The sequence below is a fragment of the Pedobacter sp. BG31 genome, assembly GCF_042464845.1.
GTDB lineage: Bacteria > Bacteroidota > Bacteroidia > Sphingobacteriales > Sphingobacteriaceae > Pedobacter > Pedobacter suwonensis.
This window is the reverse complement of record NZ_JBHNZK010000015.1, coordinates 32,480-57,061: the sequence shown is the minus strand read 5'-3', so window position 1 is coordinate 57,061 and position 24,582 is coordinate 32,480. Positions and strand designations below refer to the sequence as shown.

Sequence of the window (24,582 nt, the reverse complement as noted above, 5' to 3'; positions counted from 1 at the left end):
GTTATAGAGACCAATTGCTTCCCAAAGTTGCCGTTGCCACATCAAAGTGGGTGGAAAGGCAGGACTTAGTTTCACCGTATCTACCTAAGATTGGGACTTGATAATCAAAATTTTCAGCGGTTTAAACTATTATTATTTTAATTTTAGCGCCAACCTGTTTAAATCCTTTATAACCAAATAAACATGAGCCAAAATCCATCCACAAACTTTAAAGTATCCAACCAACCAAAAAATGGAAAGGGATATCTATTTCCGTTAATTTTAGTTACCAGCTTGTTTTTCTTCTGGGGCTTTGTCCACAATCTCGATCCGATATTGATTCCACATCTACGCAAAGCGTTTCATCTGAATGTTTTCGAATCCACCCTGGTCGATTCATCTGTTTTTATTGCTTACTTTTTACTGGCACTGCCAGCAGGTTATGTTATGCGCAAATACGGCTATAAAAGCGGTATTATTTTAGGACTCGTTTTATTTGCCATTGGCTGTCTACTCTTTATACCTGCCGCCAATACCGCACAATATATCTTTTTCTTAGGCGCACTTTTTATTATCGCCTGCGGTTTAACATTTCTGGAAACGGCAGCAAATCCTTATGTTACTGTGCTCGGACCGCCTGAAACCGCTACACAACGCTTAAATTTCTCTCAATCCTTTAACGGGTTTGCAGCCTTTTTAGCCCCGGTACTTGGTGGTAAATTTATTTTCACGGAAGTAAAATATACTGACGCCCAACTGGCAAAAATGCTTCCTTTGGAAAAACAGGCTTATATGCTCGAAGAAGCATCGACCGTAAAAGCACCGTATTTAATTTTAGGCATCCTGATTATTGTTGTAGCAATCCTATTCATTTTTACAAAACTGCCCGATATAAAGGAAGAAGAAAACATCGAGAAAAAAACCACTTTCCGCCATGTATTAGGCCATAGCCATTTACGATGGGCAATTATTGGTCAGTTTTTCTATGTAGGCGCCCAGGTTTGCATATTAAGTTTATTCATCAGCTTCGTAACCTCATCAGCAAGTATAAGTCAGGACGAAGCAAAATGGTACGCTGGTGCAGCGGGTTTGGCTTTTATGATTGGCAGATTTGTAGGCACCGTTTTTATGAAGTTTGTAGCCCCAAATAAATTATTAATGCTGTATGCGTTGATCAGTGCAGTACTTACCCTTGTATCTATTCTGGGAAGCGGAATGATTACCGTTTACGCCTTAATCGGTGTTGCCTTTTTTATGTCGATCATGTTCCCGACCATATTCTCATTAGGCATAGCCGGGCTGGGTAAAGATACCAAACTGGGTTCCTCTTTAATTGTAATGTCTATTGTAGGCGGTGCATTCCTGCCTCCGGTTTTGGGCCTTATATCAGATGCTACCCACAACATCCAGTATGGCTACCTGGTACCTTTTGTATGCTTCCTTGTGGTCCTTTACTTTGGCTGGAAAGGATGGAAACCTGATCATATCGAAAAAGAAATAAGTTTAGAAGTATAAATTGACAATGAAAAAATCAGTCATCAAGATTAACAATGCGGATAACGTTTTAGTTGCGTTACAGGATTTGCCGGCAGGCACTGCAATATTGCATGATGGAAATACTTATGTTACTGTTGATGAAATCCCGGCCAAGCATAAATTTTTTATGCAGGATATGAAAACCGGTGATGAAGTAATGATGTATGGCGTTTTGGTTGGAAAAGTACAGTTTGATGTAAAAGCGGGCATGCGGATGAATGTTGATAACACCAAACACGCTGCAGAGCCATTTACGTATCGCCATACTCATTACAAATGGGAAGCCCCTGATGTGCTTAAATATGCCAACCGCAGCTTTAACGGTTATCACCGTAAAAATGGTGAAGTGGGCACTGCAAACTATTGGTTGTTTATTCCTACTGTTTTTTGTGAAAACAGAAACCTGGATATCATTAAGGAATCGCTTTACAGTGAATTGGGGTATGCTGTAGATGATAAATATAAATCTTATACCCATAAACTGGTTCAGGCTTTTGAAAAGGGAGAAGACATCAGTACCATTAGTTTTGAGCCTAAGGTAAATCAAACCAACCGGACTTTTAAAAATGTGGATGGCATTAAATTCCTCACGCATAATGGTGGCTGTGGCGGAACACGACAGGATGCGGATACGCTAAGCAAATTATTGGCCGCCTATGCTCATCACCCGAATGTAGCCGGAATAACCGTTTTAAGTTTAGGCTGCCAGCATTTGCAGATAGCAGATTTTAAACGCGATCTTTTTGCATTGGACCCTGATTTCGATAAACCGCTTTTAATTTTCGAGCAGCAAAAAGCACAAAGCGAAGAACAGTTGATCCAAAACGCCATTCGCAGTACGTTTGAAGGTTTAATGTTGATCAACAAACAAAAGCGCGAAGCAGCACCACTCAGCAAGCTGTGTGTGGGAGTGAAATGTGGTGGCAGTGATGGGTTTAGCGGTATTTCTGCAAATCCGGCAGTTGGTTATTGTGCCGATTTATTGGTAGCATTGGGGGCCAGGGTTTTATTGGCAGAGTTCCCCGAACTTTGTGGTGTAGAACAGGAAATGATCGATAGGTGTGTTGAACAGTCAATTGCCGAAAAATTTATCCGTTTAATGACGGAGTATGACGATCTGGCGCATAAAGTTGGATCTGGTTTTTACATGAATCCTTCTCCGGGCAATATTAAAGATGGTTTGATTACCGATGCCATTAAATCAGCAGGTGCTGCCCGTAAAGCTGGTTCCGCACCGATTGTTGATGTTTTAGATTATACCGAACCCGCAACTAAACCCGGCTTAAGTTTAGTATGTACGCCGGGAAATGATGTTGAAGCCACTACGGGTAAAGCCGCTGCAGGAGCAACCTTAATCTTATTTACCACAGGCTTAGGCACACCAACAGGAAACCCCGTTTGCCCGACCATTAAAGTCGCTACCAATTCCGTTCTGGCCAAACGTATGAGTGATCTTATTGATATCGATACCGGACCTGTAATTAACGGGGAAAAAACCATTAGCGAAATGGGCGAAGATATATTGGAATACTGTATTAAAGTTGCCGGTGGAGAGGAAATACCAAAAGCCGTACAGCTCAACCAGGATGACTTTATTCCATGGAAAAGAGGAGTTAGCTTATAATGAGAGGTGAAATGTCAGATGGAAGATGTGAGATGGAAGGTTTAATAAGAGAAACCATTCATTAACTCCCTAAGCTATCAATAGAGTAAAACGTAAGGGGGGAAATCTAAAACAACTAAATCCACCACTATCCCCTCTGCAAAAAACGCTATGCTCAATGATTAAATAATAAAAGAAAAAGATAACCGAATATGAATTTAAATTTAAACGACAAAATAATCCTGGTAAGTGGTGGGGCCAAAGGCATTGGTGGCGCAATTGTTAAGGCCCTGGCTATTGAACATGCTTTGCCGATCATTATTGGCCGCAATGAAAGCGATAATGTAAAACTGCTTCATGAAATCACAGATCTAGGCTTAAAAGCTGATTATTTCACGGCTGAACTCACACTGCCAGAACATTGTAAAAACATTATTGACGCAATATTAACCAGGTATGGCAGAATTGACGGCTTAGTAAACAATGCGGGCGTTAATGATGGTGTAGGCCTGGAGAGTGGTACATACGAAGGCTTTATCGAATCGCTTCATAAAAACGTGGTACATTATTATCTTTTGGCAAAATATGCCCTGCCAGCACTGAAGCAAAGTAAAGGTTCGATTTTAAATATCGGGAGTAAAACAGCAGAAACGGGGCAAGGTGGAACTTCTGGTTATGCAGCATCCAATGGTGCCAGAAATGCTTTAACACGCGAATGGGCCGTGGAATTACTACCCTTTAGTATCCGTGTAAATGCCATTATTGTTGCCGAAGCCTGGACGCCACTATACGAAAAATGGATTAATTCTTTTGAAGACCGAGATGCAAAACTTAAAAACATCACCGATAAAATCCCCTTCGAAAACCGGATGACCACTGTGGAGGAAATTGCAAATACTGCCATATTTTTATTATCAGATAAATCCAGTCATACCACAGGCCAACTGATCCATGTAGATGGTGGTTATGTGCATTTAGACAGGGCTTTGTTGTAAAATTTTGGCGGTATACTACACGAAATTTGTATTACGACGACTGCACTGAAAAAAAAAGCACCAGGAACATCGCGTTCCTGGTGCTTAAATTTATACACAAGCCTATAAGATCTTGAAGAACTTATAGGTTTAGATATTTCAATTAATTCCAACCGCCGCCTAACGACCGGTACAAGCCTACCACCGCATTAAGCTGTTCTGTTTTAATGGTGGTTAATTCCAGTTCGCTCTGCAATAAATTGCCTTGTGCGGTAATGACCTCCAGGTAATTAGCCATACCGCTTTTAAACAAGAGGTTGGCATTGCGTGACGCTTGTTGCAAAGTTTGTGTGCGTTTTTCAGCAATGCTGTATTGTGTTTTTAACTTCTCTACTTTCGTTAATTCATCAGATACTTCGCCAACAGCGTTTAATACCGACTGGCGAAACTGGATCACTGTTTTCTCCCGGTCTATTTTAGCCAGTTCTAAATTGCTTTTTAACTGTCCGCGTTGAAAAATGGGCTGGGTAATGCCTGCCCCTACCAGGCCGAATAAAGATGCCGGTACGTTAAACCAGTTGCTTGCTTTAAAGGCGTTAATCCCCCCGCTCGCGGTAATTACCAATGATGGATACAAGCTTGCTTTGGCTACACCCACCCTCGCATTGGCAACGGCCAACGCCAACTCTGCACTTTTGATATCGGGCCGGCGGCTCAACATAGCTGATGGAAAACCAGCATGCAGATTTTGTGGGATATTCATCTGATCCAAACGACTCTCGCGGTTAATTGATTTAGGCAACGTACCAATCAGTATACTTAGAGCATTTTCCTGTAAGGTTACATTTTGCTCTAAGCGGGGAACCAACTGTGCAGCAACCAGCTGTTGTGCCTGCGCCTGTTGTATCGCCAGTGAGGTAACCTGACCGGCGTCGAACTGTAAATTAATGATTCGTAAGGTACTATCGTTCAATTTCAAGTTCTTTCTGGCAATTTCCAACTGCGCATCAAGCATCAACAAATTGTAATAGCCCTGTGCAACATTAGCCACCAAACGGGTTTGAACGGCTTTACGTGCTTCCTCGGTCTGCAAAAAACTGGCTAAAGCACCAGCTTTTTGATTGCGGATTTTACCCCAGATATCGGCCTCCCAAACCACACCCAGGTTTGCATTATAATCTTCAATGTGTGTGGAACCTGTAAACTGGTTCAGGCTTAATCCGTTTAAACTATTATCACTCGGACGGCTCGAATTCGCCGATACCTGTAGTTTCAGTTCAGGTAAATAACCCAGTTTCGATTGTTTGAACAATATTTCAGCAGCATCGATATTTTTCAATGCCATTTGCATATCATAATTTTTAACCAAAGCCGTATCAATTAAATTTTGAACGGTAAGGTCGCTGATAAAACTTTTCAGTGGCATTGTGCCAATGCTTGAAGAGTCTGTTGATGAATTATTTCTGAAAAAACCAGGTGCAATATTGGGCAGCGCTGTATTTTTAGAAACTGAACATCCACTCCAGATTAACGCCAGGAGCAAAATGGTAATGATATTAAACCGTTTCATAAACTGTATGATTTATAGGTTCTTCATGGTGGCGAACAACCTCATTTGAAGATTTTTTTGATAATTTTTCCTGTAAAGCCTGGAAGATGACAAAAAGTACCGGAATGATGAACAAGCCTAAAATTACGCCCGATACCATCCCTCCTGCTGCACCGATACTGATAGAATGATTACCCTGCGCCGATGGCCCCGTTGCAATACTCATCGGAAATAAACCGAACACAAAGGCAAGTGAGGTCATAATAATTGGCCTGATCCTTAATCTTGCTGCTTCAATAGCTGCATCAACCAAACTCAACCCTGCCTTTCGCCGCTGCACGGCAAATTCTACAATCAGGATGGCATTTTTAGCCAGCAAACCGATCAACATAATCAGTGCTACCTGAACATAAATGTTGTTTTCGATACCGGTTAAGCCCAAAACCACAAACACGCCAAATACACCTGTAGGAATAGAAAGGATTACCGCCAGTGGTAAAATATAACTTTCGTACTGTGCCGATAACAAGAAGTACACAAATACTAAACAAAGCAGGAAGATCACAGTCGATTGTCCGCCTGAAGAAATCTCCTCACGGGTTTGCCCGGAGAATTCATAAGCATAACCGGTTGGCAATTGTTCTCTGGCAGTTTCTTCTATCGCTTTAATCGCATCACCAGAACTGAAACCTGGTTTAGGGATGGCATTTACTTCAATTGAGTTAAACAGGTTATAACGCGCAGCCGTTTCCGAACCATATACACGGGTAAGCTTAACCAGGGTATTGATAGGTACACTTTCTCCGTTTTTATTTTTCACAAATACACGGTCAATACTTGCCGGATCGGTCCTGTCGGCAACATCGGCCTGAACCACTACCCGGTAGTATTTACCAAAGCGGTTAAAATCTGAAGCCTGTGCAGTACCAAAATAAGTTTGCATGGTTTGTAAGATATCTTTTTTGCTTACACCCAGCTGATCGGCCTTTTCATCATTAACATCCAGTTGCAACTGCGGATAATCTGCCTTGTAAGAAGTAAAGGCATAAGCAATAGCCGGTTTAGCCATTAACTTCGCTATAAAGTTATTCGCCACACCACTAAATTTATCCAGCTTGCCATTGGTTTTATCCTGTAACATTACATTCATGGCTTCCACATTGCTAAAGCCTGGTACCGTTGGAAAACTGAATACAAAGAAGGTTCCTGCAGATATGGCGGCCATTTTAGCCCTTACAATGTTTTGTATCTCATCAATGTTTTTTACTGCACCTCTTTCCTCGTTTGGTTTTAACAATAAGAAAATCTGTCCGGCTGAGGGGCTGTTAGATGCAGTTAAGAAATTGTAACCCGCCAGCGACATCACGAATCTTGCCGATGGCATTGCCCTCAACTCCGCTTCAGCCTGCTTTAATATTTTATTGGTATTGGCTAATGAGGTTCCCGACGGACTCGAAACCGCAATGGCCACAAAACCCTGATCTTCTGTTGGGATAAAACCGGTTTTGGTTCTGCTTACCAACAGTACGGTAACTGCTACAATTAAGGCCAGCCCGGCCATGCTGATCCACTTATTACGGATCAACACTTTTAAGCCACCGACATAACGGTTGGTCATGTAATTGAACCCGCCATTAAAGCCTGCGTAAAACTTTTCTACGAACCCTTTTTTAGGCGCAGCATGACCACCTTCGGCATGTTTGTTCTTTAAAAATAAAGCCGCCAACGCCGGACTCAAGGTTAAAGCGTTAACCGCTGAAATAATGATCGCAATCGCCATGGTTAAAGCGAACTGTTTGTAGAAGATACCTGTGGAGCCAGTCATAAAACCTACCGGTAAAAATACTGCCGCCATCACCAGTGTAATAGATATAATGGCCCCCGTAATTTCATTCATGGCTTGCGTAGTTGCTGCTTTTGGGCTAAGCGAAGGGTTTTCTTCCATTTTGGCATGCACGGCCTCCACCACTACAATCGCATCATCAACCACAATACCAATGGCCAGTACCAATGCAAACAGCGTTAAAAGATTAATGGAGAAACCGAACAACTGCATAAAAAAGAAGGTACCGATAATAGCCACTGGCACAGCAATAGCCGGAATTAAGGTAGACCTGAAATCCTGAAGGAAGATAAATACCACGATGAATACCAATAAAAAGGCTTCGATCAGCGTATGCTCCACCTGGTTGATGGATTCATCAAGATCGGTTTTGGTACGGTAAAACTGGTTGTATTTAATACCTGCCGGGAAATCTTTGGATAGTTTCGCCAATAGTTTATCAATGGCAATCTGAATTTCGTTGGCATTAGAGCCTGATAATTGAATTACACCGATGGTAATTCCATCATGTCCGTTTAAACGGTTAACACTGCCATAACTGTAGGCACCCAATTCTACACGCGCTACATCTTTTAAACGTAATATGGAACCATCCGAGTTGGAACGGATCGCTATATTCTGATATTCCTCCGGTTTGGTCAGCTTACCTTTATATTTAACAATATATTCAAAGGCCTCACTGCTTCTTTCTCCAAACCTGCCTGGGGCCGCTTCCAGGTTTTTATCCTGAATGGCGGCAATCACCTCATTAGGCGTAATTTTGTAGGTAGCTAGTTGACTTGGGTTTAACCAGATCCGCATCGAATAGTCTTTAATCCCCCCAAATACACTGGCAGAACCTACGCCCGGGATACGTTTAAGCTCGGGAATGATATTGATCTGTGCATAGTTGTTGACAAAAACAGCGTCGTATTTTTTTGGATCTTCAGAATATACACCAATGGCACCGATAAAGCTGTTTTGCTGTTTGGTCGTGGTGATACCATACTGAACCACCTCTGCCGGTAATTGACTGGTAGCCTGCGACACCCGGTTTTGTACGTTAACTGCTGCCTGATCCGGGTTGGTACCCTGCTGGAAGTAAACGGTAATGGCCAAAGTACCATCATTACTGGCACTGGAGGTCATGTAGGTCATATTCTCCACACCGTTAATGGCTTCCTCCAATGATGGGGTTACCGAACGTAAAATCGTTTCGGCATTGGCTCCAGGGTAAACTGCAGTTACCAATACCGACGGAGGTGCGATATTTGGAAAGCGCTCTAGGGGCAGCTTGGTTAAACCCAGTATTCCCACTATTACCAATAAGATGGAAATGACGGTCGACAGTACAGGCCTGTCTATAAATTTTTGAAACATGATTGCTTAAACTTTAGTATTTTATTATTTTTTTGTTCTGGCCACAGCTACTTTATCGGCTGCTTTTTGAGGCTGGATTACCATACCTTCCTGTAATTTATCAACACCGCTCAACACAATCTGGTCGCCAACTTTTACGCCTTCTTTAACCAGGTAATTTTCACCGGCTTTACCCACAATGGTAATCGCCTGTTTCTTCACTTTGCTGCTATCGCCAACGGTAAATACAAATACTTTATCCTGCATTTCTACCGTCGATGCCTGCGGCACCAAAATGGCATCATCATGCTGCAGACCTAGACGGATCTTGCCGGTATTACCCGAACGAAGCGTTCCGCTGGCATTCGGAAAACTGGCCCTTAAGGTAATGGCGCCTGTGTTTTTATCAAACTGTCCGTCAATCATATCAATCTTACCTTTAATCGGGTAAGCGGAATTATCAGCCAATAAAAGTTCTACGGCAGGTAAATGTTTAATCCTGTCAGCAGGGGTTTTGCCAGGATAATTTGCGTTGAAATTGTTGAAGTCGTTTTCACCCAGTGAGAAGTAAACATGTACTTCGTGGATATCAGATAATTGTGTTAAAGCAACCTGATCGGTTGGCGAAACCAAACTTCCCTGTTTCTTCGGAATACGGCCGATGTAACCGCTTACCGTAGCTTTAACATTGGTGTAACCTAAGTTGATTTTTGCCGCTGCAACACTGGCTCTAGCCTGCTCGGCATTGGCCTGCGCAATTTTATAAGCTGTTTTAGCCGTTTTTAACTGGATATCTGACACAACCTTGTTCTGTACTAAAGGCGTTAGCTTATCCACTTCCAACTGTGCATTTAACATGGCCGCCTCCGCTGCATGTAAGCTGGCTTTAGCATTGTTTAGTGCTTCGCGATAAGGGTTTTCGTTAATTTTGAATAGCGTTTGTCCCGCGGTTACATAAGCACCCTCATTAACCAGAACGCTTTGTAAATAACCGCTCACCTGTGGCCGTACATCAATATCAACAGCACCCTGAATAGACGCCGGGTATTCAATATAAGTAGTTTCGGTGCTGGCATTAATGGCGCTTACCGGCAAAGCGGGCGGAGGCGGTGCTGCAGCTGACTGATCCGGAGCTGATTTACAGCTGGATAAAATTATTGAAAGCAGCGAAACAGTTAACAATGATTTAACACTAGTAAACTGCTTAACAGTGTTAAGTGTTAGGCGCAAGCGATGTAGAGATTTCATATGGATTAAATTTAATTGAATTATAGTGTATAAATAATTTAACAGTGTTAAGTTACTGTTTAAAAAAAATGCTAACTGTTAATAGATAAGGTGATGCCTTTGATGGCATCTTTTAAAATTTGCTGGTTTAGCTCATCGGTTGTTCTTCCATTCGGGCGCACCAGGTTAATCGAAATCAAACCATGAATGATTGACCAATACGTGTAATACTTCATGCAGATATCATCATCAGAAACTGGTTTCTTCTTGAATAAAGATTCGATTACCTCACCTAACATACCACCTACATTTTCAGCTTCGGGCAATGAATTTTTAACCGTACAACAAACCATATCCACCCCGTACATCAGTTGATAAAATTCTTTATGGGCAAAGGCGAAGTTCCAGTAGGCAATCCACATGGCTTCCATTTTTTCTTCGGGAGATTTGTGTTTATCCCTGGCTTCACGGATATCTTTAGCCAAAATCAAATACCCTCTTCTGGTGAGTTCCAGTAAGATGCCATCTTTATTAGAAAAGTACTCGTAAATGATGGGCGCAGTATATTCAATCTGGTCGGCAATTTTACGCATACTCAATGCCTGCCAGCCCTCTGTTTGAACAATGTTCAAGGCAGCATCCAGAATTTTTGTTCTGGTTTCATCTTTTAAACGTAGAATTCTTTCTTTACTTCCCATGACTGGAATATTAGGTGTAAATAATCTAACACCGTTAAGCAAATGTAGAACCAATTCTAGAATTCACAATCATTCATTTGTCATAAACATTTTATTGCTTAGTTTTAAGATTAATAATCAACGCTTAGCGCATTTAAAAGGCTTTTTCAAATCATTAACTTTCTCAATAACTGATCAAAAATGATTTTTCGCGAGGCAAAAACTACTGACATAGCTGCGATGCAAATTGTCAGGCATACCGTAAAAGAACATTTTGTCTGATCCGGCTTTGGTTACTGACAAAGATTGCGAAGAATTTATTACGCAACGTGGTAAAGGTTGGGTTTGCGAAGTTGCTGGAGAAGTAGTAGGTTTCTCTATTGTAGATTTAAAAGAACATAATATCTGGGCCTTATTTCTGCGTCCGGAGTTCGAAGGCAGGGGAATTGGCAAAAGATTGCACCGCTTGATGATGGATTGGTATTTTAATCAAACACAAGAATTGGTATGGCTAGGTACAGCGCCCAATACCCGTGCAGAAGAATTTTACACCAGGCAGGGCTTGAAAAAAGTGGGGATGGTAAATAAAGGGGAAGTGAAATTTGAAATGAGTGATGCGGATTAGGGAAAACAATGCCTAAATATTGACCCGCAAATAAATCAAGGGTTCTACCTGGCAGATTTCAATATAAAAGGTCGTCATCCCGACTGAAGCGCAGTCCCGAACGTTCGGGAGAGAAATCTATTACATAAAAGACCCTGAAACAAGTTCAGGGTGACGGACTGCAAGAGTAATCGTCTTTGCGAGAAGGCTTTTTCAGCCGACGAAGCAATCTCTCCAGCAGGATCGCTACCATTAAAAATTGCTTTCCCGAGAAATCGGGACTGGCTGTCGTACCTCCTCGCAGTGACGATAAAAGTTATAAACCTAACTATTCCAAATAAAAGGGGCCTGATTTATAAATTTTATTTCTGCTAACTGATCAATAATAAATACCGCCACATTAGCTGCATTAATCTGATCGCCAACGCAATTCACCAGGCTTGTTCCTATCGTCGTTTTTTCATCGGTCTGAATAATTAGAGGCAAGCGAATTAAGGTCCAATCCGAATCACTTTCTTTCAGTAAATCATACTCTTTTTGCCTGTCAGCCGTTGAAACTGGATAATTATCATACATCCATCGGGTAGCAAATTTGGTCTTTTCGTCTTTATCGTCAAAAAGTGTATCTACATTAATGCCGGTAAGCACTAAATAACAATTAAGTTTAAGGGCTTTCATAGCTTTCAGGACGTTTCCTGTTGATTGGGTAAATATTGTTTTTTCACTTGCTGGTTGCCCCAACCCCAGCGCACTGATAACTGCATCGCAACCTTGTATAAGTTTTTGCACAGTTTCTTGATCTTTAACGTCACCGGTTATCATTTCAAGCGAAGAATGATTGATCTGAAGTTTTTCCGGATTTCTGACCAGCACTTTTACCCTGAACTGCTGCGCCAAAAGCGCTTTTAAAATATAGGTACCAGCTTTACCTGTAGCACCAATTAAAGCAATTTTTAAATCTTGCATGATGTTCTCTTTATAGATTTTAGAAAATAATGTTTTAGTCCCAGTTATCGGGCGGATAAGGGAAATTCAGAACGGCGTTCTGTTTTGGGGAATATTTATAAAGAGATTTTAATGATACTAAAATACAAAAATTCTTATCCGAATCTGGGGAATTTAATTTTAAATCAATTCCCTGAAATAAGTTCCGGGTGACGAACCACTAGAGCCGCCAAGCCGGAAACATATAAGGAAAATAAGTACATATAAGCTCCATATCTGACATGTCCTTTCTGTTTCTTATATGGTAAAAAACGATAGCAAAAGTTTAACATCTAAGTCCCTGAAACAAGGGTGACGCGCCCGACAGATACAGTGATTCTAAATGATAAAAGAAGAACCATGCAGGTATTTAAGTCTAATATTCCAACGGAACAATAGGCTCTTTCTTCGTGGTAGACATGATCATCATTGTTTGGAAGGTTTTCACTACAGAAATCTTACTGATTTTATCCATAATTAAACGTTCGTAAGCTTTAATATCCTTCACATAAACCTTTAACAAAAAATCAGCCTGACCTGTAACATGGTGACATTCTGTGATCTCTTTGATTTGATTCACTTCATCTAAAAAGATCTGGATGGTATTGTTTTTATGAAAATCGAGTTGAATCTGAATAAAGGTTTTAATGCCCAAACCCAGTTTTTCTTCATCTACCAATGCATGGTAACTTTTAATATATCCTGCCATTTCGAGCTTGCGGACACGCTCTAAGGTTGGTGCGGGTGATAAACCAATTTCCTGTGATAAAAGCAGATTGGTAATTCTTCCGTTCTCTTGAAGTATTCTTAAAATTTTAAAATCAATTTTATCTAATTCAGATGCCATATGGTGTTAAAGGTATTGCGAATACAAATAACCAAATTAAATTCTAAATTTTAACATAATTTATCATATATATTTTAAGAAATAATTTTTAGATTTACCTAAAAATAAAATTAGGTAAACATAAATGCAAAGCTATACTGAAGAGAACTACTTAAAGACCATTTATCATCTGGCAGAGAAAACCATAAATGTTCAAACCAATGCCATAGCAGAACAAATGCAAACCAAACCTGCATCGGTTACAGATATGATCAAAAAACTGGCAGAGAAGGGCCTGATTGATTATGTTAAATACCAGGGCGTTACCTTAACTGAAACAGGAAAAAACACAGCGATAGATATTGTACGTAAACATAGATTATGGGAAGTTTTTTTGGTTGATAAACTAAATTTTAAATGGGATGAGGTGCATGATGTGGCTGAAGAGTTGGAACATATAAAATCAGTTGAACTGATTGAGAGACTAGATGAGTTTTTAGGTTTTCCCAGAGCAGATCCTCATGGCGATCCGATCCCCGATAAAAACAGACGATTTGCCAAAACCCAGTTTATCAAACTTATTGAATTAAAAACAGGCGATTCCGGCACCATTACCGGTGTGAGTCAGCACAGTTCTCCTTTTTTAAAACATTTGGAAAAATTAGGGCTTACCCTTGGCAAACAAATCCAGGTTAGCGATGTTACCGATTTCGACGGTTCGGTTGAGATCCGGATATCCGATAAACAAGTTAATATCAGTAGAGAAGTTGCAAAACATATTTTAATCAGCAGTAATGGCAAAAACTGAATCGCTAAGTGAAGTACATCAAAGCGTAAATACCGATAAAAGGAAAGGCTGGCGCAGAATTCTGGCCTTTATTGGTCCGGCTTATTTAATCAGTGTGGGTTACATGGATCCTGGGAACTGGGCGACAGATTTGGCAGGTGGAAGTAAGTTCGGTTACCAGTTAATCTGGGTATTACTGATGTCAAACCTCATTGCGCTGCTTTTACAATCGTTAAGTGCCCGTTTGGGTATAGTGAGGGGATTGGATTTGGCGCAGGCTTCTAAACAAGCTTATCCGCGTTGGGCCAATATTCCATTGTTTGCTTTGGCACAAACCGCAATTATTGCCTGCGATCTTGCCGAAATTATCGGCATGGCCATTGGTTTACAGCTACTTTTCGGCTTGCCATTAATCTGGGGCATTAGCATTACGATTTTCGACACCATTTTATTGCTTTTTTTACTCAACAAGGGCATGAGGGCTATGGAAGGATTTATTGTTTCGATGGTTTTTATCGTCGGCATTTCTTTTCTGGTTGAAATGTTTATTGTTGAGCCGTCACTTAAAGAGGTAGCCAAAGGTTTTGAACCTTCTGTTCTCAATGGCGATGCACTTTATATTGCCATCGGGATTATCGGCGCAACGGTAATGCCACATAACCTTTACCTTCACTCCTCTCTGGTACAAACCAGAAAAATTGAACGGAGCAACCAGGGAATTAAAGAAGCCTTAAAATTTAATCTTATTGATACCACCGTTGCATTAAATCTCGCTTTTTTTGTTAACGCAGCCATTTTGATCCTCGCCGCAGCTGCTTTTTACAAAAATGGTTTACACGAAGTGGCAGAAATTCAGGATGCGCATAAATTACTTTCAAATATTTTTGGGAGCGTAGCCCCCGCCCTGTTCGCTATTGCGCTTATCGCTGCCGGGCAGAGCTCTACAGTAACCGGAACTTTAGCCGGACAGATTATTATGGAGGGGCATATCAACTTAAGGATCCAACCCTGGTTACGAAGGCTGATTACCCGATTACTGGCCATCATCCCTGCGTTTTTCACCATATTGCACTATGGCGACGATGCACTTGGCGGTTTGTTGGTGCTGAGCCAGGTGGTGTTAAGTTTGCAGCTGGGCTTTGCGATCATCCCTTTGATCCATTTTACATCAGATAAAAAACTGATGAAAGATTTCGCCATTAAACCGTGGGTAAAGGTTTTAGCCTGGACAAGTGCCATCGTGATCATCGCGCTTAATGTGAAACTGGTTATTGAAGAGATAAGCGGTTGGACAAAAGAAGCCAATCATTGGTGGATTTACGCCATTGTAATACCTGCTTTAATCCTCATTGTGTTACTTTTGCTCTATGTTTTCTTCCATCCTTTATTGGAACAGAAAAAAAATGCATCCAGAAAAATCGTGCCTCATGGAGATGCGTTGGATATCGGCAAAATTGATAAGATCACGTATAAAAAAATTGGAATTGCTGTTGATTTCTCTAAAAACGACCGAAACACGATTAGGCATGCTTTAATTCAAGGCGGCAAAGATGCACACTATTACCTTATCCACATCGTAGAAACAGCTGCCGCACGCTATTTGGGTAAGGAAGTGATGGACCACGAAACGCAGAGTGATTCGGTTAACCTCGAGCGATATAAAGCTAACCTGGAAAACCTTGGCTATGATGCTACACCATTTATTGGTTTTGGAAACACAGGAAAAGCCATAGCCGATATCAGTAACCGAAACGGAATGGAACTCCTGGTGATGGGTGCCCACGGACATAAAGGTTTAAAAGACCTTGTTTTTGGCACTACAGTAGATTCGGTGAGGCACAAAGTGAATATCCCGGTGTTGATTATCAGGTAGATTGTTGAGCGTTGAATTATAATCAAAGCACAGCTATGACTGGCGTGAAGCTGTGATTGAAATGATTATTTACCCACTACCGTCAACATCTTTTTGATACCACCATCGCCAGATTGGTACATTAGCAATTTGCCGGCAGGCGAGTATAAATACATTGCCGGATATTGTTTAGGTAAAAATGTTGGAATAAATATCCTTTTTTTATCCTGCAACACCAACACATTTGGTTTTGTATTTAAGCCTTTGGCATACGAATTAAAAAACTGTGGAATGATATAAGCTTCATCCATTGTGATCATATAAATATTAACATCCTTGAACTTGGCATAATTCGCGTTCAGGTTTTTACTTTCCCGCTGACAGTGCTCACAGGTACAATCAAACAATATAAAGAGGTTCTTTTTTCCTTGTTTAATATCGCTGTTTGAAAAAGGTTTCCCATCCAGTTTATAAAAGGTAAACTGCGGCAATAGTGTGGGTTGCTGTGCATTTACCTGAAAAGTTACGGCTAACAATAAGATTAAAAGTAAGTTCCTGAATTTCATTTTAGATATTTTAAGTTCAAACTTAAACCAATAAATACGAACATAACAATATATGCCCTAGCTTTTACAAAGAGATGAATATTTTTTCCAGAAGAAGTCAAGTTTAAATATGCACTATGCGATAAAACCTGACTTCTCTTTAATGCAAGTATCATCATTAGAAAATGAATGTCAGTTTTTCATCGGTTCTGCAGCCCCGCCATCCGCTTTACTCCGTTGCACTGCGTGTTCGCTCCTGTCGGGTTTAAGGATAAGGGCTTGTAAGCTTATGAAAAGCCTGTTCCCCTTGCAAAAGCCTATGTTAAATAAACATGATTGCCGCGAAAACCAAAAGCTTTTTCTGGTTTTGGTGCGATAAAAAGTATGAATGAAGCTGCCAAAAGCACTGTCCTTACATTCTCCTAACTAAAACGCACGAATACAGAGATTAAGGTTTAACATACTTGCCTGGAGTCGTCACCCTGAACCGAGCGTTAGCGAGCTCACCGAAGGTAATTTATTTCAGGGCCCATCTACATAAAAATGCTGACCAGGAAGTAGCTACAAGACAATTGAAAATATCACCTCTATTTGTAAAATAAATTCAGCCTAACGATCGCATTAAGCCCGAAATAAATTAAAACTAAATTATCACACCAATTTTTAAGATATTTGCAGCTGTTAACTGCGAATTACATTAACGGCCTTCATTCCTGGACAGATGGTGATCAACTTTATTTCAGGAACTCATAAAAGATACTGAAACAAATTGAGCATGGTGAGGCGCATTTGTAGTTCAAACATTTTGTTTTACATACCGTTGTATATACTACAATAATACACTTATTAAAATTTTGAAAAACGATATCAACATCAAGAATAAAAGAGCATATTTTGATTATAATCTTTTAGATAAATACGTAGCCGGGATTGCACTTTTAGGAACAGAAATAAAAGCAATCAGACAAGGTAAGGCCAACATGACTGATGCATTTTGCATGTTCATTGGTGGGAATCTCTATGTGCGCAACCTCCATATTTCTGAATATAGCCACAGTTCTTTTTACCACCATGATATAAAACGTGACCGGGCATTACTCCTTCAAAAGAAAGAAATCAGAAAACTAAAGCTGAAAGGCGAAGAAAAAGGTTATACCATTGTTCCTTTACGCATTTTTATCAATGAAAGGGGTTTTGCCAAGATGGAAATTGCACTGGCCCAGGGTAAAAAAGAGTTCGACAAACGCGATAGCATTAAGGAAAGGGATAACAAGCGGGAGCTGGATAGAGCCATGAAAAGGTAGTTTGGAGTTCGGAGCTGGGAGTTTAGCGTTAATGTAACTCCCAACTCTAAACTCCAAACTCCAAACTGAAGTCACCATGCCTGGTCTCCAACCAATGGTACAAATCTAAAAGTATCCAATACAATTTTGTCGTAATCTGTTTCGCTTACACGAATCACCGTAACCATTTTCTGGGTTTTCTCATCACCGACCGGGATCACCAGAATGCCACCAATTTTTAATTGTTTTAATAAAATTTCCGGAACCATTGGCGCACCAGCGGTAACGATTATTTTATCATATGGTGCATGGGCGGCAATCCCTTTGGAACCATCCCCGCAATAAAAAGTAGGTCTATACCCCATCCCAGGTAAAACCTGAATGGTTCTGTTGTAAATATTCTCCTGTCTTTCGATGGTAAAAACGGTAGCGCCCAACTCCATTAAAATGCAGGTTTGATAGCCCGATCCTGTTCCGATTTCGAGCACTTTATCGCCTTTTTTAATGTGGAGCAATTCACTTTGGTAAGCAACCGTATAAGGCTGAGATATGGTTTGTCCATCGCCTATGGGGAAAGCAATATCTTTGTAGGCCTGGTTCCAAAACGTTTCATCAAAAAAGAAATGACGTGGAACTTTACCAATGGCCGCTAATACATTTTCATCTTCAATTCCACGGGACCTTAACAACTCAACCAGTTTTTTTCTAGCTCCACGTTCTCGGTAATTATCAACAAATTTATATGCCATGAGCTTCAAAATTAGCTTTTTTTAACTGTGATTCAAGGTTAAAATAAGAGAATGATTGAATTTGTGAATGGATTGGCTGAGTTTGAGAATGATACATTATCCACATAAAAAGGATTGAAGGAAAGATTGAGAGAAGGATAGAATGAGGGAATCATAGAATGACAGAATACCAAATGATTGAATTATAGAGTGAGAGATTTATAGAATGAGAGGCTGAAAAACCATTCACTCATTCAAAACTCAATCATTCAATCATTTCTAGTACGGATCTACATCGATTTGCGTAAAAATCCCCTTAAATTCTTTAGTGGCATTAAACTGTGTAAGCGTTTCCCTTAACGCATCCTTAACTTTTTGAATGGCGGTGTGCTTATCGGCCTTAATAATAATCTGTTTGATATAGAGATTACGTACACGGCTTACGAGTGGTTGTTCCGGACCTAGAACACGCTTACCGAATTTTCCTTTTAAAATATTGGCCAGAGTAAGTGCGGCCTGATCCAGAACAGGAGAATCTTTATGTTTGATATATAAAAAAATCATCCGTGAAAACGGCGGATAAAGGAATTTCTCGCGCTCCAGAATCTCATCATTATACATCCCCTCATAATCATTGTTCACTACCTGTTTGATAATCCGGTTTTCAGCGTCATAAGTCTGGATACAAACATTGCCCTGATCGGCTCGTCTGCCTGCCCTACCCGCAACCTGCGCCAGCAGCTGGAAACTCCTTTCGTAGGCACGAAAATCGGGATAACCTAAAAGCGTATCGGCATTAATTACGCCAATCAGGTTCAGGTTGTCGAAATCCAGGCCTTTGGCCACCATCTGCGTACCGATTAAAATATCGGTTTTCTTTTCCTGGAAATCGTTTAAAATCTGCTGTAAACCATTTTTGGTCCTCGTACTGTCCATGTCTAACCGGGCAATAGTAACATCTGGATAAAGTAACCTGAGTTCTTCTTCAATCCGCTCGGTTCCAAAACCTTTTTGCTCTACGTGTACCGATCCACAGGCCGGACAAATGTTTATACTGCTCTGCTGGTAACCACAGTAATGGCAATGCAGTTTACCACTGCTTTTATGATAGGTTAAACTTACATCGCAGTTCACGCATTTTGGAGTATAACCACAGGTAGCGCAGATTAAAATTGTAGCGTAGCCCCTCCTGTTCTGAAACAATACAATCTGTTCTTTTTTAGAAAGTGCCAGATCAATATCTTTGATCAATACGCTCGAAAAATACGAGCTCATTGTTTTTTTCTTCGTTTCTTCTGCAATGCTGACAACCTGTTGGTTAGGAAGCTGAACCCCGCCAAAGCGCTCTTTCATTTCTACAAGGCCGTATTTGCCCTGCAGGGCATTATAATAGCTCTCAAGGGATGGTGTAGCTGAGCCTAAAATAACCTTGGCATGATGCAGATAACCGAGATATATGGCCGCATCACGGGCCTGATAGCGGGGAGCCGGATCATACTGTTTGTAAGAAGGTTCGTGTTCTTCATCAACCACAATCAGTTTCAAGTCTTCAAACGGAAGAAAAACTGCCGAACGCGCACCAAGAATTACTTTATAGGCACCTGTTCTTACCTTGTTCCAGATTTCTACCCTTTCGCTATTATTAAACTTAGAATGGTAAACCCCAATCGCATTGCCAAAATAACGTTTAATACGTTCTACAATCTGCGTGGTTAAGGCAATTTCGGGCAACAGAAACAGTACCTGTCCATCTGTATTCTGAATAATCTCTTCAATAAGTTTAATATAAACCTGCGTTTTTCCTGACGCGGTTACGCCATGCAGCAAAACAACTTCTTTTTCCTCAAAATGCCGGTTAATCTGCTCCAAGGCTTTTTGCTGACTTCCGTTCAGTTCAAAATTAACACTAAACTCTTCATCATGGGAAGCCAAACGGCTAACCGGCCTTTTCATCACCAAAAAAATATCTTTGTCTGTTAAGGCTTTTAATGCCGCCGGCCCACAACTGCTTTCTGCTAAAAGCTGCTCTTTAGCAATGGGCAAATTTGTTTTTCGCAATTTCAGGTAAGCCAATAAAGCGTCTAACTGTTTAGGTGCCTTTTCCAGAACATTAAAAAGCTGCCTCAGATTTTCTTCGTCATTATAAAAATCATTTAAAACAATAAACGATTTGAGCAATGGTTTATATTTCTGCACCACCTCTTCTGCCACCAGCACCAATTCCTTATCCAATAGCTGATTGATAATTGGATATACTGTTTTCTGTCCCAGCAATTTAGAAACATCATTAACCGTAAGTTTCTGTTGCTGTTTAAGTGCATTGATAATGATTTCTTCTTTATCGGTAAGCACAGACGCTTCATTATAATCATCGCGAAGAAACAGGATGGTTTCACTGGCCAATTTTAAACTGGCAGGCAGGGCAGCCGACATAACATCGCCCTCGTTGCACATGTAATAATTGGTCATCCATGTCCAGAATTTAAGCTGCATCGGTGTAATTACAGGCTCGGCATCTACAACGTCAATAATGTATTTAGCCTCATAAACCGTAGGTGGCACTTTGCTGACTGCACTAATTAAAGCCGTATAAATTCGATGCTTTCCAAACTGTACCACTACACGTTTTCCAATGGCAATCTGATCATTTAAATCGAAAGGTACCCGATATGTATAGTTTTTTGCCAACGATAAAGGCAAAATAACTTCCACAAAAAGTGTTTCTCTTTCTGAAAAAATATCGTTTTCGAAAGTATTCATTACTTATCTTTAAATGCTGCAAAAAAGAGCATTATCCATCCCAATACAAACAAAAGCCCACCAATTGGCGTTACCGGACCAATAAATTCTGTAAATCCTAAATGCGTTATGCTTCGGGTAGCCAATAAATATAATGACCCTGAAAAAAGAATAATCCCAAATGTAAAGCAGAAATAAGCAATATTAATCAGCTTGTTCCGATAACGGGCAAAAGTAGAAAGGTATAATAAAGCAAATGTATGATAAAACTGGTAGTCGACACCTTTTTGCCAGATTTCCAATGATGGTCCATCAATTAAAGCTTTTAGTCCATGGGCACCAAATGCCCCCAACAAAACGGCAACAGCACCAAAAAAAGAAGCAGTAAGGATTATTCGTTTATTCATAGTTATTTGCAAGTAGCAGTCGCTAAATTAATAAATTGGCAAAGAACTTCTCACTAATCAATGTAATAAATTAAATTTGTTGCTTAGCAGATGAAAAAAATCGTAATTCTAACAAGTGCATTATTTTTAGGTGTAGCCTTTATGGCATACCTCTATTTTTCGAAATTAGGGATTGATAATGATGCAAAAGACCTGGCACTCCAATCGGCAACCAATAATGCAGCACTGGTATTTTCTTTTCGAAACGACAAGGGTTTCTACGATATTCTGGAAGGACAACAACTGATCCAGCAGGTTTTAGGCAAAGATAAAATGAGCCTCCTGAAACAGCTAAAAGCAAACATAATTGATGACAATCTGCTTAACAGATATCTGAAAGATCAGCAGGTTTATATTAGCTTGCTACCTGACTCCAATAAAACACTTAACTTCCTCATCACCTTACAGATTCAGCCAGAAAACGACATCAAAAAATTTCACGAGCAATTAAAATTAAAACGGTTAATTACCGAAAATTCAAAGGAACTTTACACCGTTAAGATAAATGATAGCTTACAGGTTTATTTGGGCGTACACAATCAGGTATTAACCGTTTCAACTTCTTTAAAACTGATTAATGATGCCAATATCCGTTTAACTGAAAATCCTTTCACAGAATACATTAAAGAGAATAACCGCCAGATTAAAAACGTGCTGGCTAACATTTATATTAATTTTAACCAGGCTCCCTTATTGCTAAAAAACATTATTGCGGGTAACATTAATGGAGAAATTGCCCTATTTAATCAACAGAACAGTTATGCTGTACTCCATTATAATTTTAGTAAGGAAAAAATTCTGTTTAACGGGAGTACCGAAATAAAAGATCAGCACAATTACCTTAAGTTATTTGAAAACACCGCTGCACAAAATACATCTATTCAAAATATCCTGCCCGATAATACCGCAAACTATGCATTATATGCTTATGATGATTATGGAAAATGGTTTAGGAAATTAAATACCTGGCAGGAACAGACGAAAATACTTTCAAAAACAAATGCGGTAATCAAAGCAGTAAAGGATAATTACAGAACAGATTTAAGCTCCATATTTACTACGTATACCAAGAATCAGTTTATTCTTTTTCAATTAAGTACGGGCGAAAAACTAGGCGCGGTCTCATTATCGGATGGCGAAAAGACAAAACAGTTATTATTTGACGTCAGCACGGATTATAACGAAGAAATTAAACTTTTTAAATCAGCCGATATTTTATACAGTTATTTTGGTGAGCCCTTTAAAAAATTCGCGCGGCCTTATTATGTTATTATCGATAATAATTTGGTTGTGGCCAATAATGCAAGTACCATACAGTCATTTTTAAATAACTATAAAAAGAACCGGCTTTTAATACAAACACCTCAATATTTAGCTGCCGCGAACGAGATTTCTACCACTTCTAATGTAAGTTATTACATCAATACCCAAAATTCGGCAGATATTTTCAGGCATAATATTCAACTGAGTTTCTACAGGCACCTACGGGCCGACAGCGGTTTAAAAAGTTTCGATACATTTTGTTACCAGATGACTGCAGATAAAAACAAATTCATTACTAACTTGCTTCTAAACAAATATATACAACCAAAAATACCAGATTCATTAAGTAACCGTTAATAAGGAAACCATCCCAATAAACCCTTTACATGAAGAAACTTTTACTTGCGTTACTGGCGATAGCCAGCTTCGGGATTGCAAATGCACAACAATATGCACTTTTTGGCACCAAAACCATGTTCGATGCATTCGAAAACCCATCTCAGAAATCTTTCACCCTGGATTCATCCAGAAAATTTTCTTCCAATTTCTTCTTACCTTATTTCGGAACGAATGCAGTTAACAAGGGAAGTTCTGAATTTGCCGTTAGAAAATTAGCTCAGGAAGGCGTTTTTGATACCAGAAGTTTACCCATTGGCACCGGCGAGGTTAATCATTTTTTTGAAAACAGTAATATCTATGTAGCAACATTCAGGCTTTTCAAATCTTATAAGTATCAGGAAGAAATGGGCTTTTCATGGCAGATCAGGTCTGATGCCCATATTGATTATACCAACGAAACTTTGGCTATTTTTGATTCCTTTGAACGGTTTGATAGCAACAAGCTATATACAGGAATTTTTGATACCAAAGGTTATCAGCAAAGTTACCATCAGCTTAGCTTTACCTACCGCGAAAACTGGAACAAAAGGCTTGCATTTGGTTTAAAAGCCAGTGTATTAAGTGGGATACTTTATAATAAGTTAAATATTTATGATTCTAAATTATACATTGATCCTGAGACGGATGCTTTGTTAATTGGTTTGAACGGGACCTACTCGGCCAACTTCTCCGATTTTAATGAAATAAATAAGAAAAACTTCTTTCCAAACTTTAAAAACCCAGGTTTATCATTTGGTTTTGGGACCAACTATACCACTAAAAAAGGTTTATTTTTAATGGCCAACATTAAAGATTTAGGATTTATCTGGTGGCGCAGCAATACCCAACGTACAACCATCGTTCAATCAAAAATTATTGAGAATATCGAAAACAACCAATCGAATACCAATCAGCAAATACAAGATATTTTCTTGCAGGCAGAGGAACCTAAAAAATTTCTGGCTCCAACAAATGCTAAATTTGATTTTTTTATGTCTAAACGTTATGGTTTTTACAAACCCGCTTTGGCCGTTTCAAAAAACCTGTTTTATAAAGGTGGTGATGTTGCATTCGTAAATACTTTTATCGTTAACGATTTTTCAGGGAGCGTAACACCTTTATACAATTTTAATGGTGTTTTTATGGTTGGGCTGCAAGGAAAATACCAGACGCCTAACTTTGAGTTGTTTATGGGTACAGATAATCTGGTTTCTACAGGTTACCAAACTTATGGCCTAATTAAAAAAAATGCCTATACAGGCAAGGGGCCTAACGGAGCCTCTTTTTATATGGGCGTAGGCATCAAATTCGGAAACGTAGTGAATCATCCCCAGTTTGCTGACATAATACCGGGTATTAATGATAAAAGTGATGGTGGCGGTTTCTTCAAAAGCCTTTTTTCGATTTTTAAAAGAAAGTAG

19 protein-coding genes are annotated in these 24,582 nt (G+C 39.8%); 9 read left to right on the top strand and 10 right to left on the bottom strand.

Annotated features, from left to right (window positions below; all coding sequences use genetic code 11):
* The first annotated feature begins 183 nt into the window (after nucleotides 1-183).
* The 3 genes from fucP (at nucleotide 184) to ACFE6N_RS17075 (ending at nucleotide 4,113) form a co-directional block, all read left to right on the top strand.
* A complete protein-coding gene (fucP, locus tag ACFE6N_RS17085) occupies nucleotides 184-1,494 on the top strand; it encodes an L-fucose:H+ symporter permease (protein WP_378938389.1) in 1,311 nt (436 codons plus the stop codon).
* Between the two features lie 7 nt (nucleotides 1,495-1,501).
* The gene (locus tag ACFE6N_RS17080) at nucleotides 1,502-3,139 is read left to right on the top strand and encodes a UxaA family hydrolase (protein ID WP_378938387.1); all 1,638 of its coding nucleotides are present in this window, start codon (nucleotides 1,502-1,504) and stop codon (nucleotides 3,137-3,139) included.
* Between the two features lie 191 nt (nucleotides 3,140-3,330).
* Nucleotides 3,331-4,113 carry an SDR family oxidoreductase gene (locus tag ACFE6N_RS17075; RefSeq protein WP_378938385.1) on the top strand — a complete coding sequence of 261 codons (783 nt, stop codon included), beginning with the start codon at nucleotides 3,331-3,333 and terminating at the stop codon, nucleotides 4,111-4,113.
* Between the two features lie 142 nt (nucleotides 4,114-4,255).
* Here ACFE6N_RS17075 and ACFE6N_RS17070 read toward each other — a convergent pair whose 3' ends face one another.
* From ACFE6N_RS17070 to ACFE6N_RS17055, 4 genes are all read right to left on the bottom strand, one after another.
* Nucleotides 4,256-5,662: a TolC family protein gene (locus tag ACFE6N_RS17070; RefSeq protein WP_378938383.1), complete on the bottom strand. Its 1,407-nt coding sequence runs from the start codon at nucleotides 5,660-5,662 to the stop codon at nucleotides 4,256-4,258.
* On the bottom strand, nucleotides 5,649-8,843 hold the full coding sequence (locus ACFE6N_RS17065; protein WP_378938381.1) for an efflux RND transporter permease subunit: 3,195 nt from the start codon (nucleotides 8,841-8,843) through the stop codon (nucleotides 5,649-5,651). The genes ACFE6N_RS17070 and ACFE6N_RS17065 overlap by 14 nt, the downstream gene beginning before the upstream one ends.
* 24 nt (nucleotides 8,844-8,867) lie before the next feature.
* Complete coding sequence (locus ACFE6N_RS17060) at nucleotides 8,868-10,070, bottom strand: efflux RND transporter periplasmic adaptor subunit (protein ID WP_378938379.1); 1,203 nt, start codon at nucleotides 10,068-10,070, stop codon at nucleotides 8,868-8,870.
* Between the two features lie 71 nt (nucleotides 10,071-10,141).
* Entirely contained in the window at nucleotides 10,142-10,747 is a 606-nt protein-coding gene (locus ACFE6N_RS17055; protein ID WP_378938377.1) for a TetR/AcrR family transcriptional regulator, read from the bottom strand.
* Nucleotides 10,748-11,000: 253 nt separating this feature from the next.
* Here ACFE6N_RS17055 and ACFE6N_RS17050 point away from each other — a divergent pair, with 253 nt between their 5' ends.
* Nucleotides 11,001-11,351 carry a GNAT family N-acetyltransferase gene (locus ACFE6N_RS17050; protein WP_378938375.1) on the top strand — a complete coding sequence of 117 codons (351 nt, stop codon included), beginning with the start codon at nucleotides 11,001-11,003 and terminating at the stop codon, nucleotides 11,349-11,351.
* Nucleotides 11,352-11,654: 303 nt separating this feature from the next.
* On the opposite strand, the gene ACFE6N_RS17045 is transcribed toward ACFE6N_RS17050, so the two are convergent.
* Complete coding sequence (locus ACFE6N_RS17045; RefSeq protein WP_378938373.1) at nucleotides 11,655-12,296, bottom strand: NAD(P)H-binding protein; 642 nt, start codon at nucleotides 12,294-12,296, stop codon at nucleotides 11,655-11,657.
* 394 nt (nucleotides 12,297-12,690) lie between these two features.
* Entirely contained in the window at nucleotides 12,691-13,161 is a 471-nt protein-coding gene (locus ACFE6N_RS17040) for an Lrp/AsnC family transcriptional regulator (RefSeq protein WP_025142637.1), read from the bottom strand.
* A 124-nt stretch (nucleotides 13,162-13,285) separates the two neighbouring features.
* Between ACFE6N_RS17040 and ACFE6N_RS17035 the strand changes: the two genes are divergently transcribed.
* Together ACFE6N_RS17035 and ACFE6N_RS17030 are read left to right on the top strand one after the other, a co-directional pair.
* Nucleotides 13,286-13,948, top strand: a complete 663-nt coding sequence (locus ACFE6N_RS17035; protein ID WP_378938371.1) for a metal-dependent transcriptional regulator — start codon at nucleotides 13,286-13,288, stop codon at nucleotides 13,946-13,948.
* Complete coding sequence (locus ACFE6N_RS17030; RefSeq protein ID WP_378938369.1) at nucleotides 13,935-15,800, top strand: Nramp family divalent metal transporter; 1,866 nt, start codon at nucleotides 13,935-13,937, stop codon at nucleotides 15,798-15,800. The genes ACFE6N_RS17035 and ACFE6N_RS17030 overlap by 14 nt, the downstream gene beginning before the upstream one ends.
* Nucleotides 15,801-15,865: 65 nt before the next feature.
* On the opposite strand, the gene ACFE6N_RS17025 is transcribed toward ACFE6N_RS17030, so the two are convergent.
* The gene (locus tag ACFE6N_RS17025; protein ID WP_293742517.1) at nucleotides 15,866-16,345 is read right to left on the bottom strand and encodes a redoxin domain-containing protein; all 480 of its coding nucleotides are present in this window, start codon (nucleotides 16,343-16,345) and stop codon (nucleotides 15,866-15,868) included.
* Between the two features lie 833 nt (nucleotides 16,346-17,178).
* Here ACFE6N_RS17025 and smpB point away from each other — a divergent pair.
* A complete protein-coding gene (gene smpB, locus ACFE6N_RS17020; RefSeq protein WP_090980211.1) occupies nucleotides 17,179-17,628 on the top strand; it encodes an SsrA-binding protein in 450 nt (149 codons plus the stop codon).
* A 71-nt stretch (nucleotides 17,629-17,699) separates the two neighbouring features.
* Here smpB and ACFE6N_RS17015 read toward each other — a convergent pair whose 3' ends face one another.
* The 3 genes from ACFE6N_RS17015 to ACFE6N_RS17005 all read right to left on the bottom strand — a co-directional run bounded on the left by ACFE6N_RS17015 (nucleotide 17,700) and on the right by ACFE6N_RS17005 (nucleotide 21,481).
* On the bottom strand, nucleotides 17,700-18,356 hold the full coding sequence (locus ACFE6N_RS17015; protein ID WP_090980213.1) for a protein-L-isoaspartate(D-aspartate) O-methyltransferase: 657 nt from the start codon (nucleotides 18,354-18,356) through the stop codon (nucleotides 17,700-17,702).
* A 258-nt stretch (nucleotides 18,357-18,614) separates the two neighbouring features.
* On the bottom strand, nucleotides 18,615-21,095 hold the full coding sequence (gene priA, locus ACFE6N_RS17010) for a primosomal protein N' (protein WP_378938366.1): 2,481 nt from the start codon (nucleotides 21,093-21,095) through the stop codon (nucleotides 18,615-18,617).
* Nucleotides 21,095-21,481: a DUF423 domain-containing protein gene (locus ACFE6N_RS17005; protein ID WP_090980217.1), complete on the bottom strand. Its 387-nt coding sequence runs from the start codon at nucleotides 21,479-21,481 to the stop codon at nucleotides 21,095-21,097. The genes priA and ACFE6N_RS17005 overlap by 1 nt, the downstream gene beginning before the upstream one ends.
* 90 nt (nucleotides 21,482-21,571) lie before the next feature.
* Between ACFE6N_RS17005 and ACFE6N_RS17000 the strand changes: the two genes are divergently transcribed.
* On the top strand, nucleotides 21,572-23,140 hold the full coding sequence (locus ACFE6N_RS17000; protein WP_378938364.1) for a hypothetical protein: 1,569 nt from the start codon (nucleotides 21,572-21,574) through the stop codon (nucleotides 23,138-23,140).
* Between the two features lie 29 nt (nucleotides 23,141-23,169).
* On the top strand, nucleotides 23,170-24,582 hold the full coding sequence (locus ACFE6N_RS16995) for a DUF5723 family protein (protein WP_378938362.1): 1,413 nt from the start codon (nucleotides 23,170-23,172) through the stop codon (nucleotides 24,580-24,582).

Excerpts from the sequence above, each read along its gene's own strand:
- fucP (WP_378938389.1), top strand. The coding sequence starts at position 184 with ATGAGCCAAAATCCATCCACAAACTTTAAAGTATCCAACCAACCAAAA.
- ACFE6N_RS17080 (WP_378938387.1), top strand. The coding sequence starts at position 1,502 with ATGAAAAAATCAGTCATCAAGATTAACAATGCGGATAACGTTTTAGTT.
- ACFE6N_RS17075 (WP_378938385.1), top strand. The coding sequence starts at position 3,331 with ATGAATTTAAATTTAAACGACAAAATAATCCTGGTAAGTGGTGGGGCC.
- ACFE6N_RS17070 (WP_378938383.1), bottom strand. The coding sequence starts at position 5,662 with ATGAAACGGTTTAATATCATTACCATTTTGCTCCTGGCGTTAATCTGG.
- ACFE6N_RS17065 (WP_378938381.1), bottom strand. The coding sequence starts at position 8,843 with ATGTTTCAAAAATTTATAGACAGGCCTGTACTGTCGACCGTCATTTCC.
- ACFE6N_RS17060 (WP_378938379.1), bottom strand. The coding sequence starts at position 10,070 with ATGAAATCTCTACATCGCTTGCGCCTAACACTTAACACTGTTAAGCAG.
- ACFE6N_RS17055 (WP_378938377.1), bottom strand. The coding sequence starts at position 10,747 with ATGGGAAGTAAAGAAAGAATTCTACGTTTAAAAGATGAAACCAGAACA.
- ACFE6N_RS17045 (WP_378938373.1), bottom strand. The coding sequence starts at position 12,296 with ATGCAAGATTTAAAAATTGCTTTAATTGGTGCTACAGGTAAAGCTGGT.
- ACFE6N_RS17040 (WP_025142637.1), bottom strand. The coding sequence starts at position 13,161 with ATGGCATCTGAATTAGATAAAATTGATTTTAAAATTTTAAGAATACTT.
- ACFE6N_RS17035 (WP_378938371.1), top strand. The coding sequence starts at position 13,286 with ATGCAAAGCTATACTGAAGAGAACTACTTAAAGACCATTTATCATCTG.
- ACFE6N_RS17030 (WP_378938369.1), top strand. The coding sequence starts at position 13,935 with ATGGCAAAAACTGAATCGCTAAGTGAAGTACATCAAAGCGTAAATACC.
- ACFE6N_RS17025 (WP_293742517.1), bottom strand. The coding sequence starts at position 16,345 with ATGAAATTCAGGAACTTACTTTTAATCTTATTGTTAGCCGTAACTTTT.
- ACFE6N_RS17015 (WP_090980213.1), bottom strand. The coding sequence starts at position 18,356 with ATGGCATATAAATTTGTTGATAATTACCGAGAACGTGGAGCTAGAAAA.
- priA (WP_378938366.1), bottom strand. The coding sequence starts at position 21,095 with ATGAATACTTTCGAAAACGATATTTTTTCAGAAAGAGAAACACTTTTT.
- ACFE6N_RS17005 (WP_090980217.1), bottom strand. The coding sequence starts at position 21,481 with ATGAATAAACGAATAATCCTTACTGCTTCTTTTTTTGGTGCTGTTGCC.
- ACFE6N_RS17000 (WP_378938364.1), top strand. The coding sequence starts at position 21,572 with ATGAAAAAAATCGTAATTCTAACAAGTGCATTATTTTTAGGTGTAGCC.
- ACFE6N_RS16995 (WP_378938362.1), top strand. The coding sequence starts at position 23,170 with ATGAAGAAACTTTTACTTGCGTTACTGGCGATAGCCAGCTTCGGGATT.